Origin of the sequence: Cytobacillus solani, from assembly GCF_006704205.1 — a bacterium.
In the GTDB taxonomy this organism is placed as follows: domain Bacteria; phylum Bacillota; class Bacilli; order Bacillales; family Cytobacillaceae; genus Cytobacillus; species Cytobacillus solani.
The window spans coordinates 2,440,905-2,458,904 of sequence record NZ_CP041305.1 but is presented as its reverse complement, the minus strand read 5'-3'; the positions used below and the strand labels follow the sequence as shown (position 1 = coordinate 2,458,904).

General features: G+C 38.4%; 13 protein-coding genes and 1 pseudogene. All 14 read right to left on the bottom strand.

Annotated features, from left to right (window positions below; translation table 11 throughout):
* Positions 1–250 precede the first annotated feature (250 nt).
* A complete protein-coding gene (locus FI644_RS12345; RefSeq protein ID WP_142108413.1) occupies positions 251–2,095 on the bottom strand; it encodes a TniQ family protein in 1,845 nt (614 codons plus the stop codon).
* A gap of 134 nt (positions 2,096–2,229) precedes the next feature.
* The gene (locus tag FI644_RS12340) at positions 2,230–3,423 is read right to left on the bottom strand and encodes a PDZ domain-containing protein (RefSeq protein ID WP_056687307.1); all 1,194 of its coding nucleotides are present in this window, start codon (positions 3,421–3,423) and stop codon (positions 2,230–2,232) included.
* Positions 3,424–3,710: 287 nt separating this feature from the next.
* A complete protein-coding gene (locus FI644_RS12335; RefSeq protein WP_142108412.1) occupies positions 3,711–4,841 on the bottom strand; it encodes an ABC transporter substrate-binding protein in 1,131 nt (376 codons plus the stop codon).
* Between the two features lie 44 nt (positions 4,842–4,885).
* On the bottom strand, positions 4,886–5,677 hold the full coding sequence (locus tag FI644_RS12330; protein ID WP_053478775.1) for an ABC transporter ATP-binding protein: 792 nt from the start codon (positions 5,675–5,677) through the stop codon (positions 4,886–4,888).
* On the bottom strand, positions 5,674–6,705 hold the full coding sequence (locus FI644_RS12325; RefSeq protein ID WP_142108411.1) for a FecCD family ABC transporter permease: 1,032 nt from the start codon (positions 6,703–6,705) through the stop codon (positions 5,674–5,676). Before FI644_RS12325 ends, FI644_RS12330 begins: the two co-directional genes overlap by 4 nt.
* Positions 6,706–6,725: 20 nt before the next feature.
* The gene (locus FI644_RS12320) at positions 6,726–7,298 is read right to left on the bottom strand and encodes an FmdE family protein (RefSeq protein WP_053478773.1); all 573 of its coding nucleotides are present in this window, start codon (positions 7,296–7,298) and stop codon (positions 6,726–6,728) included.
* A gap of 19 nt (positions 7,299–7,317) precedes the next feature.
* On the bottom strand, positions 7,318–8,073 hold the full coding sequence (locus tag FI644_RS12315; protein ID WP_053478772.1) for a DUF364 domain-containing protein: 756 nt from the start codon (positions 8,071–8,073) through the stop codon (positions 7,318–7,320).
* Between the two features lie 317 nt (positions 8,074–8,390).
* A complete protein-coding gene (locus FI644_RS12310) occupies positions 8,391–9,842 on the bottom strand; it encodes a S41 family peptidase (protein WP_142108410.1) in 1,452 nt (483 codons plus the stop codon).
* A 325-nt stretch (positions 9,843–10,167) separates the two neighbouring features.
* A complete protein-coding gene (ftsX, locus tag FI644_RS12305; protein WP_053478770.1) occupies positions 10,168–11,061 on the bottom strand; it encodes a permease-like cell division protein FtsX in 894 nt (297 codons plus the stop codon).
* The gene (gene ftsE, locus FI644_RS12300) at positions 11,051–11,737 is read right to left on the bottom strand and encodes a cell division ATP-binding protein FtsE (protein ID WP_053478769.1); all 687 of its coding nucleotides are present in this window, start codon (positions 11,735–11,737) and stop codon (positions 11,051–11,053) included. The genes ftsX and ftsE overlap by 11 nt, the downstream gene beginning before the upstream one ends.
* A 483-nt stretch (positions 11,738–12,220) precedes the next feature.
* Positions 12,221–12,574 (bottom strand): cytochrome c551, encoded by a 354-nt coding sequence (gene cccB / locus FI644_RS12295; protein WP_056686515.1) that lies wholly within the window; start codon positions 12,572–12,574, stop codon positions 12,221–12,223.
* 51 nt (positions 12,575–12,625) lie between these two features.
* The gene (locus FI644_RS12290) at positions 12,626–13,492 is read right to left on the bottom strand and encodes a YitT family protein (protein WP_056686518.1); all 867 of its coding nucleotides are present in this window, start codon (positions 13,490–13,492) and stop codon (positions 12,626–12,628) included.
* A gap of 676 nt (positions 13,493–14,168) precedes the next feature.
* Positions 14,169–15,270, bottom strand: a protein-coding gene (gene prfB / locus FI644_RS12285) for a peptide chain release factor 2 (protein WP_142108409.1) whose coding sequence is annotated in 2 segments (ribosomal slippage) — positions 14,169–15,197 and positions 15,199–15,270 — 1,101 coding nt in all. Because the reading frame shifts where the segments join, the coding sequence is not laid out codon by codon here.
* 149 nt (positions 15,271–15,419) lie between these two features.
* Positions 15,420–17,929 (bottom strand): annotated as a pseudogene (secA, locus tag FI644_RS12280) (preprotein translocase subunit SecA).
* Positions 17,930–18,000 lie beyond the last annotated feature (71 nt).

Genomic DNA, 18,000 nt, shown 5'->3' with positions numbered 1-18,000 from the left:
AGATTATTGATATTTTTTTACATTAGTTTTATTTTTGATCATCTATTTTCTATATCTAGTTTATTGCATTCTAAATTTAAATAGAAAGCGAATTTAGTAAGGCTATGTTTTATCAACGTCACTTTATAATAAATTTGTATGTATCATAAGTCTTTTTCCATCCGTAATTTTATACATTATAATGTAAATCCTAACCTTAATGGAGTCTTACGGATTTTTTTAAAAAATCATAACTTGAACTCTGTTTTAATTACTTAACCTTAGCCAGCCCTTCAATTGATTCCTTTAGGAATAAGTATTTTCTACCACCATCATATTTAGGACCCATCACAGGCTGAATGCCACGCTTTTGTAAGTTATTTAATGTTGGTTCAAAAGGAAAATCATATTGTTTTTTTATATTTTTTAAATCTATATATGTTTTGTTAAATCTTTCAATTTCCTCTTTATGTATCCTTGCAGATTTGGAGTTATCCACTTTCTTTATAAATCCCCTGTTAAATAAAGACCACATATCAGAACTTTTAAAATTTATCAAAGTTGCTGTTTCTTTAACTGAATATGTATCCTTATTTTGTCGTTTAAGTTCTCTATGTCCAAAATTTAAGACTTCGTACTCCTTTAATAGATAACTTCTGATTCCAACTATAGAAGATTCTTTCCCTCTTGGAATTAAATTCTTATTTAGAATATCTTTGATAATATCAAGATAACTATAGCTTTTAGTAATTGAATTCAAAAGTTTTACTGAATAATCAAGTGATAATAATTTTTCATTTTGACTATAAATAATCATACTATCAATTTGTTTTAATAAACCATTTACACTATCTGGATTAAAATATCTTCTAACTGCTCCATTTTTTTGGGGAACTTCAATAAATTCCAGTAACTCCAAGAAATCATATAACAGTGTCTCACTTAAATTAAGGATTTCTTTAGTTTTGTTTACAGAATACCAACTTTTCAATTTTTCTTTCAGCACCATTATACTATCGATATCAATCAAGCTCATGTTGTGTTTACTGCTTATTCTTTTTTCAATCCCTTTTAAGACGCCGTTTTTTAGAAGCTTTTTAATTGTTGTGACTTTCATGCCAAGAAATTCTGCTGCCTGGGTTCCTGTCAAATCTGTTCTAAGGCTTTTATCCTGATTAATTAACTTAAGATAGTTTACTGATATATACTTACTTTTATTTAGAATTAAATAGTATTTAAACGCATCTAATAGAAAAGGAAAGTCATTATAATTTTCCAAAATATTACGATAGAAGGAACCGAATTTTCGTACAACCCCTTTTTTAACATCATTTTCTATAGAATCCAAGAATAGAAAATAGTTATTTGGCCAATCGGTAAAAATGTTAAAAACATCACTTACAATCCGATCTATTTCCTCATTTTCCATTTTAGTAAGAGGTAATTTCCTAATGGATTTTCCATTTCTAAATACTCTCATAGCAAAGAAATTTATTAATCTAAAAATATTTTCATTATTAATATTGTAAAGTGGATTAACCTCATTCGTAAAAATAGCATTATTATAAAGCTTTGTTGAGACTAATGATGAAAACTCATTATTAGCCTCATTACTATTAATAATTTTACTCTTCCTAATATCAAATCCACACCCACATTTAAATAGGTGTCCTCTGCTCCATGTTAAGTATCGATCACACTTTTGACAATTTACTACCAGTAAACATTTATGCTTTGGACATGAAGTAACAAAAAGATAATTCCACAACTCACTATAATAACCATTTTCATTCAAACAAAGAGGACAAATTTTACATTTAAAACTTTGGCGATAAAATGTAGAAACTACATTATCATATTCTAAACCCCAGTTTAAAATTTGAATTTCTTCGTGTTTTAATCCTATCATACTGAGCGAATTGATTTTTTCATTTAAAGAAGATTGCTTAGTAGTGTATTTGTTTTTTCCCACTTGCTTTATAAGTTGGTAAATCCAAACTGAGGAATCATAATTATTTTCATGAGTTAATCTCAATATATAACCTTCAAAACTTTCATAAGTATATGGGGGAGCTAGTAATAACAATCTAGTAGAACGATTAGTTTCTTGTACCATAGATACTATCTCCTCACCCTATTTTGAATTTACAATTGAAATAAGAAATTAAAGGGGCTAATCCATTCCGAAAAATTTTGAATTCCTTTCCGGATAAATATGCCTTCATTCCGGAAGTTTATGAAGATTTACAGTTAAACTGCTTCACTGCCCCTATTCCTCTCCTCCTGCACAAAAAGGATGCCAAGCTCATGATGATCGCCTTCATATAAAGCACGCTGGGCAAAGCGAATTTGTCCATTTGTATCAAGCACTTCCAGCTTACAATGGGCACGGTTTTTCAGAAGGGCTTCATAGAAGCCGATTTTGTCATGGACATGAATCCCATTCACCTTCGTAACTATCTCTCCAACCTTTAATCCCATAGAACTAGCTGGAGATTGCGGAATAATCCCTAAAACCATCACACCATGATTTCTTTTCGAAAAAAAGAAAGGACGATTTTCGTCTGCCATTCTCTGTCTTAATGTAATAATCTCCCTGCTAACAATCGCAATGGTTACGACCGCAATCGAAGCAATTGGCGACCAATAGCCGGCAATGGATAAGAGTAAGATAATCGAGCCAAGCCAAATCACTTTTTTCCCAGTTGCCTTTATCGCATTGCTTGGAAGATTTCCTTGAATTTGCTGGAAAAAGCCGATAGCAAACGGGACTAGAAGGATAGAATACGAATGCCCAGCTATTGAGAAAACGGGCCACCATTCAAAAGGACTCTTAAGTACTTCACCTGGAATGACCAAAAACAGTGGGATCATCCATAGCCGTTTTACCTCATGGATCCCAACCCTTTGGCCTCTTTTGCTTTTTATTAGCTTAGGAGAGGTTCCCTTTCGCGCATTTTTGAAAATAAGAATTCCTTCCCCAATCAATAGCAAGGCTAAAAGGACAGCGATTGCTGGAAAAACAGATGGCTTCGCATCAGAAATAGATGTGAAGATAGATGGAAGCGGCCATTCTTGTTCGACCGCAAAGATTGTTGCAAAAAAGGCAAACCCTAACGTATAAGCGGGTGCCATCCAGCGAATCTTTGTTGTGAAACTCCACAATATGGTTAATATCGCTGTAAAGACAATGGTTTCCAGCGGAATAACAAGACCTGCCGCAATTGAAATCAGAGACAATACAACTCCAATGAATAAACCTAGCGGAAGGAGCTGTCTCAACTCAAAGTATGCATTCTCCGCTCGAACATGAAAATTGCCCCTCTCTCGTTTCACCCGGGAAACGCCTAAAATAGCAGCTAAAAAGAAGAGATAATAGAATACAGGATGAAGAAAAAACTTACCCGCTCCCTTTGCGATTTCAATCAGCCATTCTTGAGCCACCATAGCCACCAACCTCTATTAATAAATTTCCATAAGAAATATTCGATATTTCCAATATCTATTACTCTTTATTCTACCAAAATGTCCACACAAAACCTATTGCAAGATGAAATAAATAAAGAAAACTCGCCGATTGGCGAGTCTTGAAAAAACGAAGACAGAGGTGCAGCTGCACCTATACTTATTTCCTTATGTTTTTGATAACGTCGAATAAACTTTTTGCTGAAGATTTCTACTTTCTTCACGTGCAAAAAATGGCAAGAAGATATCTCTTGCTATCTCTTAGATTATTTTAATGTTGAGCGGGAAAGGAGTTCGCCTGCTTCTTCATCCGTTAAATCATAATGATAGAACATACGATAAAATTCTTTTGTTTCTTTAATCATATCGTATGTATATAAATTAGGATAAATGAGATTTCCTAGCCACTTCATTCCTAATACTCGGTTAACGGATGGCGGAAAGCCTAGCCAATTATACGGTCCTTCTGGAACTTCATAGATTTTACCAGTTTGAACTGCTTTTAAATCTTTCCATAATGGGTCACCTGCTGTAACCTCTTCATAAACACTATCAGGTGCAAAAATAATGACTTCTGGCTGCCAAAACAGCAGCTGTTCCATTGAGACTTCATTTCCTCCTCCTTTGCTTGCTGCTTGATCCAATACGGCTACATTTTCTACACCTACAAAGTCAAATATTTCTGCATGGAAAGAGCCTTTTCCATTCGTATTCAATCCATTGTCACCTATTCCATAAAATAGAGTGACAATCTCCTTCTCTGGAATTGAAGAGGAAATTTCCTTTGCATCATTTATCGCAGCTTCACTATAAGACGAAAGTGCCTCTGCCTGTTCCTTTTCATTTAGAATATCACCTAAAATTTGATAAGATTGAGGAATGGTATCTAATTTTGCTTCAACAAATATAGTAGGGATGCCTGTGCTCTTTTGGATTTCATCCATATCCTCTTTAACCGTTTTCTTCGCTTCCCCAATATCAATAATGACATCTGGCTTCGCTGCAATTAATGCCTCTAAATTAAACGTGTCCCCGTAAAACATGCCAAATGTAGGAAGATTTAATATCTTTTGATCAAAATATTTTGCTTCAGCCTCCCCAGGTTTTCTCGCCCAGCCTATTAACTTTTTAGGTGCAATTGAATATAATACCATTTGAGCTAAAGGTCCAGATGGGGCAATTTTTGTTATATTAGCCGGAATTTCAACTTCTCGTCCAACAGAATCAGTAAATTTACGTGTAGTTTGTTCTTCTGGCTGTTTTGCCTTCTCTTGAATTTCTTGATTTTCCTCATTTGCTGCTTTTTTGGCAGAATTGTTTGAGTTACAGCCAGCCATTCCTCCAATTACAAATATAATTACTAAAAATAATAAACTCATTTTTCTAACTTGATTCATTAAACGCTTCCTCCATATTGAATTCCTATTTAACTTAGGAACTATTAAGTTTGTCTATTCATTAGATTCGGAACAATAACTCGGACATCTCCAGCCTCTGTCTTGATGTCCTCGAGCTTTACATGTACGCCATATAATTGCTCAAGCAATGCCTCTGTCACTATTTCTTTCGGGCAGCCGCTTTGAATAATCTCCCCATTGAACATCAATAGTACCTTTGTTCCATATAAAAAAGCATGTTCTGGATTATGTGTTGATAAAATGACAATATACCCCTCTTGCGCAAGTTTCTTTACATGCATCATCACACGAATTTGATTCCCATAATCAAGATTGGCTGTCGGCTCATCCATCACAAGAATCTTTGCCTTTTGCACAATGGCACGGGCAATTAATGCTAATTGTCTTTCACCCCCGCTGATTTCTGCATATCCACGGTTACGCAAATGAGAAATTCCAAGCATATCCAATGCGTGCAGCGCTTCCTTTTCATCCTCTATATTCGGATTGGAAACACCTTTAAGATGGATCGTTCGGCCCATTAATACTGTATTTAAAACAGTAAAGTTGAAAGTTGGATGATGAGATTGCGGAATGTAAGCAATCTTCTTTGCAAGCTCCGCTATTCGCATCTTTTTAATATTCCTCCCTTCTATCAAGATCTCACCTTGATACCCTTTTGTTAGTCCGAGCATGCAGCGGAATAATGTACTTTTCCCAACACCATTTGGACCAAGGACACATATCAGGTTTTTAGAATGGGCAGAGAAGGTGATGTTATCCAATATTTTTCTTTGCTTATAATTAAAGCTTAGTTCCTTCACTTCTATTATCATCGTCTATTACCCTCTCGTAAGATCAAATACATAAAAAATGGGGCTCCAACGAAAGCTGTTAATATGCCTAATGGAATCTCCTGTGTAGCTAATAGCCTTGAGAAATTATCAACAATTAATAAGAAGCTTGCTCCAAGCAGCATGGATGCTGGAATTAAAACACGATAATCAGAACCAACTATCATGCGTGTAAAATGAGGAATGACAAGACCAACCCAACCAATCATTCCACTAACAGATACACTTGCTGTTGTTGCCAAAGTGGCACATGCAATAACGAGAATACGAATGACTTTCGTATTCACCCCCATTGTTTGCGCCTCTTCCTCGCCCATTGTCATAACATTTATTTTCCATCGCAAAAACATTAATGGAATTAATCCCAACAATATAGGGATTGCACATAGCAGTAAGTCTTGCTGGCGTATCGATGATAAACTTCCCATTAGCCAATAGGTAATGGCAGGGAGTTCATTATTCGGGTCTGCTATGAGTTTAATGAAAGAAAGACCAGCAGAGAATAAAGAACCTACCATTATACCTGTTAGAATAAGACTGAGTGACGGGTTATTCTTTACACGTGAACTGATTATCCATACTAAGAAAACTGTCAGCATCCCAAAGAAAAATGCCGATAGGGCAATACTGTATTTACTTAAGCCAAGAAGGATGGCTAGTGCTGCACCAAATCCTGCTCCTGCAGATGCACCTAATAGGTCAGGTGAGACCATCGGATTTTGAAATAATCCCTGATATGCTGCCCCTGCACAAGATAAGGCAGCCCCGATCATAACAGCTGCTAAAATCCTCGGAAGACGTATTTGAAAAATGACTGTTTCTACCTCAATAGTCCAAGATGGTTCAAATGGAATAACCTTTGAAGCGAAAACCTTAAACAGTTCTAACGGCCCGACTGGATATCTTCCAAGGGCGAAAGATAATATGAAACAACAAATAAGAAAGATAGCTAAAATAAAAAGCTTTCCCCGATACTCTCTAATATAAGATGCTCTACTTAACTCGCCCATGACTGCCTCCTAGTTTATCCTCAGCGGCGAATAACCTGATAATAGGGTTTTGAGTAGCAAGGTTTACAATATACTTTTAAATCAACGGCCACCTCACGCCCATCATTCACTTCTTCTCCACACTTATCACAAATAATTCTCCTCAACGGCTTTCCCGGCAGATCCTCTGGACGAAAATCTACAACGACCTCTTCAAATGCTAATAACTCGTTATCTGGCATCATCTTATATGCTTCTAAATATGGGTTATCTCTATTATTAACATATTTCTTTGCAAGCTCACGAACATTAGCAGGTACGAATATTCTTACTGCTTTGTTTTTGTTAATATCTAAAAAGGTCGCTGCCATCTTGCCATAATCTATGTGCTTTAACGTTCTTTTTCCTAATTTACAGCCTGTTACCGTTTGAATGGCATCTGCCGCACATCGGTCTGTTTCAACATAAACAATTAGACTCTTATTCTTATGTAAATCCTCCATGCCTAACCATTTTAATCCCGCCATCCCCATTCTGACTCCAAGAATTTGACCGGCACAAAGGTGTCCATGGTAACTTGCAGCTGCTTCTATTAATTCATTAACGGTTTTCATTTCGCCACACACCTTATAGTCAAAATATTCTTCCATCGCTTTTTGAAATGTTTATGTATTGAACAGCATTTCGGAAGCTGCGCACCCCTCCGCCTTCCTTAATACAGCGGAGAACAAAGTCCTCTTCCTCAACAACTAAACCACTAATTATATCAACCCCCATCTCAAATAGAGCTGTTGAAAATGGTGTGCTGGGTCCTAACATAATGGTCACAGCATTTTTTGAAAGCTCCAGTAATCGAGGTGTTGTTTTATTAATAAGAGTTGAAGATGTCATAAACACATAATCTTGTTCGGATAGAATATATTCTGCTGCAGGATCAGGTAGATCCCCCATTTGCGGATTCCGCTCCAACACTGAAAGCTGACAATGCTTCGACAACTCACAAACATCGGGAAAGTGTCCTATCACAGCCACTTTTTTCCCTCTTATTTTGTCCGCGAAGAGATCAAACGCACTGCCAGATTGCAATTGCTTATATCCCTTATTTTCCATGTCGGCAATGGTTTCACGGCAATTCCTGACAGAATTGATTGCACTTAAACCGATAGCAGCCTCCAAGGAATTCCAAGATTTTATTCTTTCAGCTAAGCTCTTCACTGATTGTCCCATGCATGTCCCTGGCAATTGTGATAATTCCAAAGGACGAGGGAAGCTCATTGCTAATCCCATCGCCTTCGAACGCGTAGCAGTCCAAGAAAGCCCTGCAATTACTTCCTCAACCCTTTCTTCCTCGCTTATTTCCGCGATTAGTTTGTCATATAACTCCCACATAAAAGACCCTCCCATAGTAATCTAGCAAAATGGTTAAAATAACCAAGATGAATAGAAAAGATGTTCACTATTATAATCAGTTATAATTAAATATATCTAATTATAATTAGTTATATCTAATTATAATTTATTATCAAAACTATAAATACAACAATTTACTTATTTTTCTACTTTTCACGAATTTGACAAATTCCTATACAGTTTTAGCACAATAAAAATAACAGGAAGATTGCTCCTCCTGTTATTTCATATGTTGATCGCGGAATTATTTGTAAATACCTAAATAAACTATTGTCTACGCGTGAAAATCTACAATACTATCTGGCTAGAAATCTTAGAGCCGTTTGGAGCTGGATGTCATTCTCTTCTTTTTTCATTTCGTCAATGATTGCCTTTTCTAATGCAGCAGCCGTTTTTTGATCGATCGTTCCGGTGGCGTTAAGACCTGAATGCTTTTGAAATGCCTTAACAGCAATAATAGTAGCTTCACTGAAATAGCCATCTTTTCTCCCCGGAGAAAAGCCTAGCCCATCCAGCATTTCCTGTGCATTTTTTACCTGCTCATTGTTCATGTCCTGTATCAATGTCTCTTCCAATTGCAGTGGATGCGTATTAAAAATGGCCGGCTGCATGACTTTAAGTGTTGGTTGGATCCCTTTATCGTGAATCCAATTTCCATCTGGTGTTAGCCACTTAAATAATGTCAGCTTAATATTGCTTCCATCCCCCATTGGCACTGGTTGCTGAACCGTTCCTTTTCCAAATGTTTTTTCTCCAATCAGCGGGTATCCTTCCGCCTCATTTAACGCACCTGCTAAGATTTCAGAAGCAGATGCACTTCCTTTATCAATTAAGACCGCAATGGGATAGTCTTTTTCTTCCGTTAAGCTCGAGAAATATCTCTTTTTCTCTCCATTTCGACGTTCAATTTGAATCATTGGCTTTTCATTTGTCACAAGCCCTTTCAAAATTTCTTGAACTGCCTCCAGATAGCCTCCTGGATTTCCACGAACATCAATGACTAACCCCTCAAGCCCTTTTTTCTCTAAACCTCTAAGATTTTTTTCAAATTCTGCCGCTGTATCCTCTGAAAAAGAGGTGATCTCTATATAGCCAATCGCTTTTCCATTTTGTCTTTTTAAATCGGAATAAACAGTCATTTGCGGAATCTCATCCCGTTTAACTTCAACAACTAGAGGATCAGTCAATCCTTGACGAGCAATTTCCAGCTTAACTTTTGTCCCTTTTTCTCCTCTAATTTTTAATGTCGCCTCAAACAAGTCAAGTCCATCTATACTTTCTCCATCAATCTTTAAAATTTGATCTCTTGGTTTGAGACCCGCTTTTTCCGCTGGAGAATCCTTAAATGGAGCGACAATGACAACCTTTCCATCGTCCATGCTTACTTCAGCTCCGATTCCTTCAAAAGAGGATTCAAGTGACTCGTTGAATTGTTCCACCGTTTCCTTGTCCATATACACTGAATATTTGTCTGAGAGCGTGGAAAGCATTCCTTGAATGGCACCTTCTACCAGCTGCTCCTCCTCCACTTTTTCAACATAGCTATTTAATATTAAATGATAGGCCTTTTCTACCTTCTCTAAATCCCCTGCAGAAATGGGGGTTTTGCCTTCCGCTGTAGGGGCTGTTTGATTTTCAACGCTTACCTTAGGGTTACTTTTATTTACCCATTGCATTCCAGCATATGTACCACCCGCTCCCGTCAAGAGAGATCCCGTCATAAGCAGCACAATCCACTTTCTGTTCATCCCCATCTTCCTTTCCTTCGATGTATACCGATTTTTAATCCTTCTACAATTTGCCTGATTCACCTTTTTTAGGGATGCTAATTCAATATATGAAAAAATGGGACGGGTTATGAGATTTTTTTTGCTATAGAGATGTTTGTTTGGGGAGATTTAAGTTATTTTAGCTGGTTGGCGGTTTTATCTAGTATTTCATTAAAGTTATCGAGTAAGTCTTTGATTTTATCTAGCAGATTTTTCAATTTATCTAGCAAGTCTTCGGTTTTATCTAGCATTTCATATTTTTTCGTACAAAAAAAAGAAAGAAGCTTAGCTCCTTCCTTTTTTTTTATATTTTTAGAAATTTACGTACGGACATCATACTGCCCCAGACACCAATTAATGCGCCCATAAGGAGTAATAATCCAGAAACCTGATATACGAATGGACTAAACTCAAGGATCTCCATAAAGTTTCCTTGCAGTTTCGGTGCCAGATAGTCATAAACATAGTTATACGATATGGCAATAAGCGTGATTGGCAGAATGGACCCAAGTACGCCAAGCCATAAGCCTTCAAGGAAGAACGGCCAACGAATGAACCCGTTTGTCGCTCCTACTAATCTCATAATCTCAATTTCTCTTCTTCTAGATACGATTGTGATTTTGATTGTATTTGAGATTAAGAACATAGCTGTAAACAGCAAACCTACAATCAGAACAAGCCCCACATTTCTTGCTCCATTTAGGAAAGAGAATAGTTTTTCAACTTCCCCCTGTCCATACTTCACCTTCGCAGCATATTCCATTTTTTCTATTTTTTCGGCAACCTTCATGACATCTTCCGGATCTTTTGTTTTCACAACTAATACATCATTTAACGGGTTGTCCTGCTCAAAAAGCTTATACGCCTCTCCTTCTTCACCAAAACTTTCAATGAGGTTATCGAGCTCCTCATCCTTTGGAGAAAAACGAACGGATTTGACTTCCGAAATGCCTTGAATCTTCTTTTCCAAAGCCTTTTGATCTTCTTTATTCGCTGCTACATCAATATGAACACGAACTTCTACTTCCTGTTCAAGCGTTGTTGCTACTTTGTTAAGATTCATCATAATGACGAAAAATACCCCGACTAAAATAAGCGTGACAGTAACCGCACTTGCTGATGCAAACGTCATCCAGCCATTTCTTCCGAGACTTTTTACACTTTCTTTTAAATGACGGCTTAAGGTTCTAGCTTTCATAGCCATAGTCCCCCCTTTGCTCGTCACGGACAATTCTTCCACCCTCTATTGCGATCACGCGATGTTTAATTTTATTAACAATTTCTTTATTATGTGTTGCCATAAGGACTGTTGTTCCTCTAGTATTAATTTCATCAAAAATATTCATAATTTCCCATGATGTTTCAGGATCAAGATTTCCCGTCGGCTCGTCCGCTATTACTACTTTCGGTGAGTTCACGATTGAGCGGGCAATCGAGACGCGCTGCTGCTCTCCCCCCGATAATTCAGTTGGCAGCATCCGTGCTTTATGCTTTAAATTAACAAGATCTAGTGTCTCCATGACCTGCTTTTTTATATACTTCGGCTGTTCTTCAGTTACTTCTAGGGCAAAGGCTACATTTTCATAGACAGTTAGTGTTGGAAGTAATTTAAAATCCTGAAAAACCACGCCGATATTACGTCTAAGTAGAGGAACCTTGCTTGTTTTTAATTTTGCAAGATTGATCCCATTAATCATAATTGTTCCACTAGATGGTTTTTCTTCTCTATACATCATTTTAATAAATGTTGATTTACCAGCACCACTCGGACCAACCACATAAACAAACTCTCCTGCCTTGATCGATACGTCAATGCCATTTGCAGCAACTACTCCGTTTGGATATTTCTTAAATACATCCTTCATTTCTATCATTTCTATCACACCCAATATCTATTCTGTTTATATAAATTGATTACGCAGTTTCGACTCACGAATCAATATCTTTTCATTTAAAGTAATTATATTTAAGCGAATCTATTATTTCGTCAAAAAACGACAACTTCCAGACAAAAAAGGATAAAAACCAACTTTATTTTCATTCAGCTTTCATTATAACATCTACAATCATTAAAAATACCTGAAAAATTATTACAGTTTCTTTTCAAAGAAAGAAAAGCGGAAGCGCCTTGTTCATCGCCGTACAAACTGGAAGGGATCTTCCTTTCGATAAAGGAAACACGGTTAGCGTCAGCGAACCGATGTTGACTTATTCGTAGGGAGGAGACCTGAAGTTTGATAGGCGATAGGACGCTTGCGCTAGACAGTTCTTAATTCAATAGTAATACTTTCTTATCTTAGCAAACAGAAAAAACGTTCTGCGATAAACAGAACGTTTCTTGTAAAAATAATTTACTATTACTTTTTAGCAGCTAACCATTCAGCAACTTGTGATGCTTCATCACCGCTAAGCAATCCAGCTGGCATTGCACCTTGTCCATTAGCAATGATTGATTCAATATCTTCCTTAGAATGAGTTGAACCAGCCTTTTCAAGAGCAGGGCCTACGCCACCTTCAAGATTGCCGCCATGGCAGCTTGAGCACTTTTGATTGTAAAGCTTTTCGGCATCGCCAGCATCAGCTGTTGTTGTTTCGCCGCCTGTTGTACCTGTGTCCTTCTCTTTCGATGCGTCGTCATCCCCGCCGCCACAAGCAGCAAGAGCAAGAACTAGAGAAGACCCTAAAAGTAATGCTAGAAGCTTCTTTTTCACTTAAAATCCCCCTCTGGTAATATTACATATCACAGTTATATTATACCAACATTAAGCGCGATTGAAACCCTCTCCAAGTACCTCAGATGCATCGGTAACAATGATAAATGCAGTCGGATCAATGCTTTTGACCAATTGTTTCAATTTTGTGAACTCCGTTTGATCAACGACACACATGAGAATTGGACGCTCATTATCAGTATAACCACCGTATGCTGTTAGTTTTGTCACACCTCTATCAATTTTATTCAATATTCCTTCACGAACTTCCGCTTGTTTTTCTGTTATTATCATTGTCATTTTTGTTCTGCCAAAGCCTACTTGAACGAGATCGATTGTTTTGCTAGTAACAAACAAGGCAAGTAAGGCATATAGTCCTCTTTCGATATCGAACACAATGGCTGCAGTAAGTACGATAAGTCCATCAATAATCGCCACACATGTACCTAACGAGAGTCCAGTATATTTGTTAATAATTTGTGCTGCAAGGTCTGTTCCACCCGTTGAGGCCCTTCCCCTAAAAACAACACCAAGGCCAAGACCGACACCGATTCCGCCGAATAATGAAGCAAGCAAAGGATCATTTGTCCACGCTTCAAAATCCTTTGTTAGAAAAACAACAAACGGCAAAAATATGGTTCCAACCAATGTTTTAGCTCCAAACTGCTTGCCAAGGAAGACAACCCCAGCAATAAAGAGAGGGATATTAAAGGCCCACTGCACATACGCAGGCTCCCACCCAACAACCGCATCTAAGATCGTGCTAATCCCACTTACTCCGCCCGAAGCCACTCGATTTGGCAGTAAGAATACATTGAAAGTAATCGCTACAATAGCTGCACCAATAAGTACATAAATATACTCTTTCAGCATTTCTCTTTTTGTATGAAAGGCAATCTCTCGCTTCTTTTTTTGCATCATTCTTCTCCTTTGTAGTGGGAGCCACTACCGCGAATTTCACCGAATAACATCATGACTTTCGACATATACCGACAGTGAGTATAGCATGGAGCCATTTAACTGTAAATGCCAATAGTGTGCTGTGTTAAAGGGGTAAATAGCTTAATCTTAGGTTGTGGATATTTGCTATTATCTATGAACAAAGATGAGAATTGTGTGTACAAATCCGTGGTGTAATGTTGTAAAAGAAGGTGAGAGTATGGAGAAAATTCTAAATGAGATTTTACAGCATCTGCAAGGACACCATGAAGCGTTTTGATTCCATCGATAAAGAAATAACAGATTAGACAATGTTGATGACCGTTTTGAGAATGTCGAAAACAGCCTTTATAGTTTGGAGGAAACGGTCAATAACCATGCAACAGAATTTAAAAGTCATTTTAAGCATATAGAAACAGAACTTGATCAGCACGAGGAAACTTTTCGAATAGGATCGAATGAATAAACTGGAACAAAAAATTGATATTAAACACCTGAGTAAAAAACCGGGGTTCACAAAACAGAAATTAATCAGCTATAGAAAAGAATCCACGTCTAGTACCCCCTCAACTTAAACTGGCAAACACCGTTATTTACAATAAAAAAAAGCCTTTGCCGATCTATAAGACCGAGTAAAGGCTTTTATTTCTCATACTTAGCTTAATTTTGAACGAAGGTATGCATCAATAAACGGATCAAGTTCTCCGTCCATAACCGCTTGTGTGTTTCCACTTTCTGTGCTCGTCCGGTGATCCTTCACCATGGAATACGGATGGAAAACGTAGGAACGGATTTGGCTGCCCCAGCCGATTTCTTTTTGTTCTCCGCGAATTTCTGCTAATTGCTGCTCCTGCTCTTCAATTTTTCGTTGATAAAGCTTTGCTTGAAGCATTTTCATCGCACGATCACGGTTTTTAATTTGCGAGCGCTCGGTTTGACAAGTAACGACCACTCCTGTTGGTGTATGGGTAATCCGAACAGCTGAATCCGTTGTGTTGATATGCTGTCCGCCCGCACCACTTGCACGGTAGGTATCTATTTTCAAGTCTTCTGTGCGGATATCAATTTCGATCTCATCATTAAATTCTGGCATCACTTCACATGACACAAACGACGTATGACGGCGGCCTGAAGAATCAAATGGCGAAATGCGCACAAGGCGATGTACACCTTTTTCTGCCTTTAAATAGCCATATGCGTTATGACCTTTAATACCTAGTGTTACGCTTTTTATCCCAGCTTCATCCCCTGGAAGATAGTCAAGTGTTTCTACTTTGAAGCCTTTTTTCTCTGCCCATCTCGTGTACATACGCAGAAGCATGGAGCCCCAATCTTGTGACTCAGTTCCACCAGCTCCTGGATGAAGTTCAAGAATCGCATTGTTTTTATCATAAGGCTCGCTTAAAAGAAGCTGCAGTTCAAACTCATTCAGACGCTTGGCCAAATCCTTTAATTCTTCCTCTAATTCGGCTTGAAGCTCAGCGTCTGCTTCTTCCTTCACAAGCTCGTACGTTAATTCAAGGTTTTCAAATGTTTCATTCAAATCATAAAGCTCATGAACTTGATCCTTCAGCCCATTGAGCTCTCCAATGACCACTTGTGCCTTTTGCTGGTCATCCCAAAATCCTGGATGGAGCATTGTGTCATCAAGCTCCGCAATACGTGCCTCTTTGTTCTCTAAGTCAAAGAGACCCCCTAAAGTCCGCTAATCGTTTAGCCATTTTCTCTAATTCATTCCGAATATCTGCTAATTCCATGCTTTCACCTCTTATAATTTTTGAGCTGCTTTTATACTGTGTTCACTCAGCCATTTATTATTATACTGTTACAACAAATAAAATCACACCTAAAAAGAAAAAAACACCGGCAAAGCTATTCAGTGAACAGCTTGCCGGGCTCTTTTAGATTATCCAATTCCGCAGCAGTTTTTATACTTTTTGCCGCTTCCACAAATACATGGATCATTTCGGCCAACATCCAGCTGTTTTACAACTGGCTTTTTCTTCACCTTTTCCCCATCTTCCTTCGGGTTGACCGCTTGGCCTTTTGCTACTTCTTGACGTTCTAAATTGTTGCGGATTTCAGCCTTCATGATGTATTTTGCCACATCTTCCTCGACTGCGGCAATCATATTTTCGAACATCGCAAAGCCTTCCTGCTGATATTCTTGAAGCGGGTTGATTTGTCCGTATGCACGAAGATGAATCCCCTGACGGAGCTGATCCATTGCATCAATATGGTCAATCCACTTCGTATCCACCGCACGAAGAACGATAACCTTTTCAAATTCACGCATTTGTTCAGGCTGAAGAAGCTCTTCTTTTTCATCGTAGCGTGCTTTAACCTTTGCAAAAATAGCTTCAATGATCTCTTCTGTATCCTTGCCTCTAAGATCATCAACCGTAATATCTCCCTCATGCAGCAGGTTTCCATTCACATAGTCGATCAGACCTGGAAGATTCCACTCCTCCTCGTCACCGTTAGCCGGTGCGAAAGCATGAACATTGCGCTCGAGTGATGTCATCAGCATTTTCTCAACGATTTCGCGAAGATTTTCTGATTCCAACACTTCATTACGCTGTCCGTAAAGGATTTCACGCTGCTGACGAAGAACATCATCATAGGAAAGAAGCTGTTTACGTGCATCAAAGTTATTGCCTTCTACTCGCTTCTGAGCAGACTCAACTGCTTTTGAAACCATTTTACTCTGAATTGGCTGGGAATCATCCATACCAAGACGCTCCATCATCGATTTCATATTATCTGAACCGAAGCGGCGCATCAATTCATCTTCCATTGAAAGATAGAATTGCGTAATCCCGGGATCTCCCTGACGGCCTGAACGTCCGCGAAGCTGGTTATCTATCCGTCTGCTCTCATGGCGTTCCGTACCAATTACAGCTAGTCCACCTAATTCTTTGACACCCTCACCAAGCTTAATGTCTGTACCACGGCCAGCCATGTTCGTTGCAATCGTGACCGCACCTTTTTTACCGGCATCGAGAATAATTTCTGCTTCTCGGCCATGGTTCTTGGCATTTAGGACATTATGGTGTACACCTTTTTTCGTTAAATATTTTGAAATAACCTCTGATGTTTCAATCGCAACCGTACCAACAAGTACGGGCTGGCCTTTTTTATGGCGCTCAGCAATATCCTCAACAACTGCACGGAACTTTCCATCCATCGATGAATAAATTAAATCCGCACGGTCATCACGGGCAATCGGACGATTGGTTGGAATGACAATAACATTCATATTGTAAATATTGCGGAATTCCTCTTCCTCTGTTTTCGCTGTACCAGTCATCCCAGCCAGCTTTTCATACATACGGAAGTAGTTCTGGAATGTAATTGTTGCAAGGGTCATGCTTTCATTTTGAATTTCTAGCCCTTCTTTTGCTTCAATTGCCTGATGCAGACCGTCACTATAACGGCGGCCCTTCATCAAACGGCCAGTAAATTGGTCAACGATGACAATTTCGCCCTCTTGAACAACGTAATCCACATCAAGATGCATACTTGAATGCGCCTTTAATGCTTGCGTAATATGATGGTTCAATGTGACATGGGAAATATCGAAAAGGTTCTCAATCCCAAAAGCACGTTCCGCTTTTGTCATCCCTTCTTCTGTTAGCTGAACCCCTTTTGTTTTTTCGTCATATGTGTAATCTTCTTCTTTTTTCAATGTACGAACAAACCCATTGGCCTGAATATAAAGGGCTGTCGACTTTTGCGCTGTTCCTGAAATAATTAGCGGTGTCCGCGCTTCATCGATTAGAATGGAGTCCACCTCATCGATTACCGCATAGAAAAGCGGGCGCTGAACCTTTTGCTCTTTATAAAGAACCATATTGTCGCGAAGATAGTCAAAGCCTAATTCATTGTTCGTGCTATACGTAATATCCGCTGCATAAGCGGCTTGCTTTTCTTCCTTTGTGAGTCCATTTAAGTTCAAACCAACTGTTAGTCCTAAAAATTCATACAGCTGACCCATCTCAGTAGCATCACGGCTAGCAAGGTATTCGTTGACAGTAACAACGTGAACGCCTTTACCAGAAATAGCATTTAAGTATACTGGCATTGTCGCCGTAAGCGTTTTACCTTCCCCTGTTTTCATTTCGGAGATGTTTCCATCATGAAGGGAAGCTCCCCCATTAATTGCACCGGGTATGGATACAATCCAAGCACACGCTTTGCACCTTCACGCACAACAGCAAATGCTTCAACAAGCAAGTCATCTAACGTTTCACCTTTTTGATAGCGTGCTTTGAATTCGTCTGTTTTGCCGCGTAACTCATCATCCGTTAATTTTTCCGTATCAGCCGCAAGTGCTTCAATTTGCTCTGCAATTTTTGTGAGTCGTTTTAGTTCGCGTTTATTTTGATCAAACACCTTATTTAAAATCCCAAGCATTTAAAACGCTCCTTTATATTGGATAGGAGAAGATTTTGGTAAAAATCTCCCATGAAATCTCATATTATTCC

Excerpts from the sequence above, each read along its gene's own strand:
- FI644_RS12335 (WP_142108412.1), bottom strand. The coding sequence starts at position 4,841 with ATGAATCAAGTTAGAAAAATGAGTTTATTATTTTTAGTAATTATATTT.
- ftsE (WP_053478769.1), bottom strand. The coding sequence starts at position 11,737 with ATGATAGAAATGAAGGATGTATTTAAGAAATATCCAAACGGAGTAGTT.
- FI644_RS12345 (WP_142108413.1), bottom strand. The coding sequence starts at position 2,095 with ATGGTACAAGAAACTAATCGTTCTACTAGATTGTTATTACTAGCTCCC.
- ftsX (WP_053478770.1), bottom strand. The coding sequence starts at position 11,061 with ATGAAAGCTAGAACCTTAAGCCGTCATTTAAAAGAAAGTGTAAAAAGT.
- FI644_RS12325 (WP_142108411.1), bottom strand. The coding sequence starts at position 6,705 with ATGGGCGAGTTAAGTAGAGCATCTTATATTAGAGAGTATCGGGGAAAG.
- FI644_RS12310 (WP_142108410.1), bottom strand. The coding sequence starts at position 9,842 with ATGAACAGAAAGTGGATTGTGCTGCTTATGACGGGATCTCTCTTGACG.
- FI644_RS12320 (WP_053478773.1), bottom strand. The coding sequence starts at position 7,298 with ATGAAAACCGTTAATGAATTAATAGAAGCAGCTGCAAGTTACCATGGA.
- FI644_RS12290 (WP_056686518.1), bottom strand. The coding sequence starts at position 13,492 with ATGCAAAAAAAGAAGCGAGAGATTGCCTTTCATACAAAAAGAGAAATG.
- FI644_RS12330 (WP_053478775.1), bottom strand. The coding sequence starts at position 5,677 with ATGATAATAGAAGTGAAGGAACTAAGCTTTAATTATAAGCAAAGAAAA.
- FI644_RS12315 (WP_053478772.1), bottom strand. The coding sequence starts at position 8,073 with ATGTGGGAGTTATATGACAAACTAATCGCGGAAATAAGCGAGGAAGAA.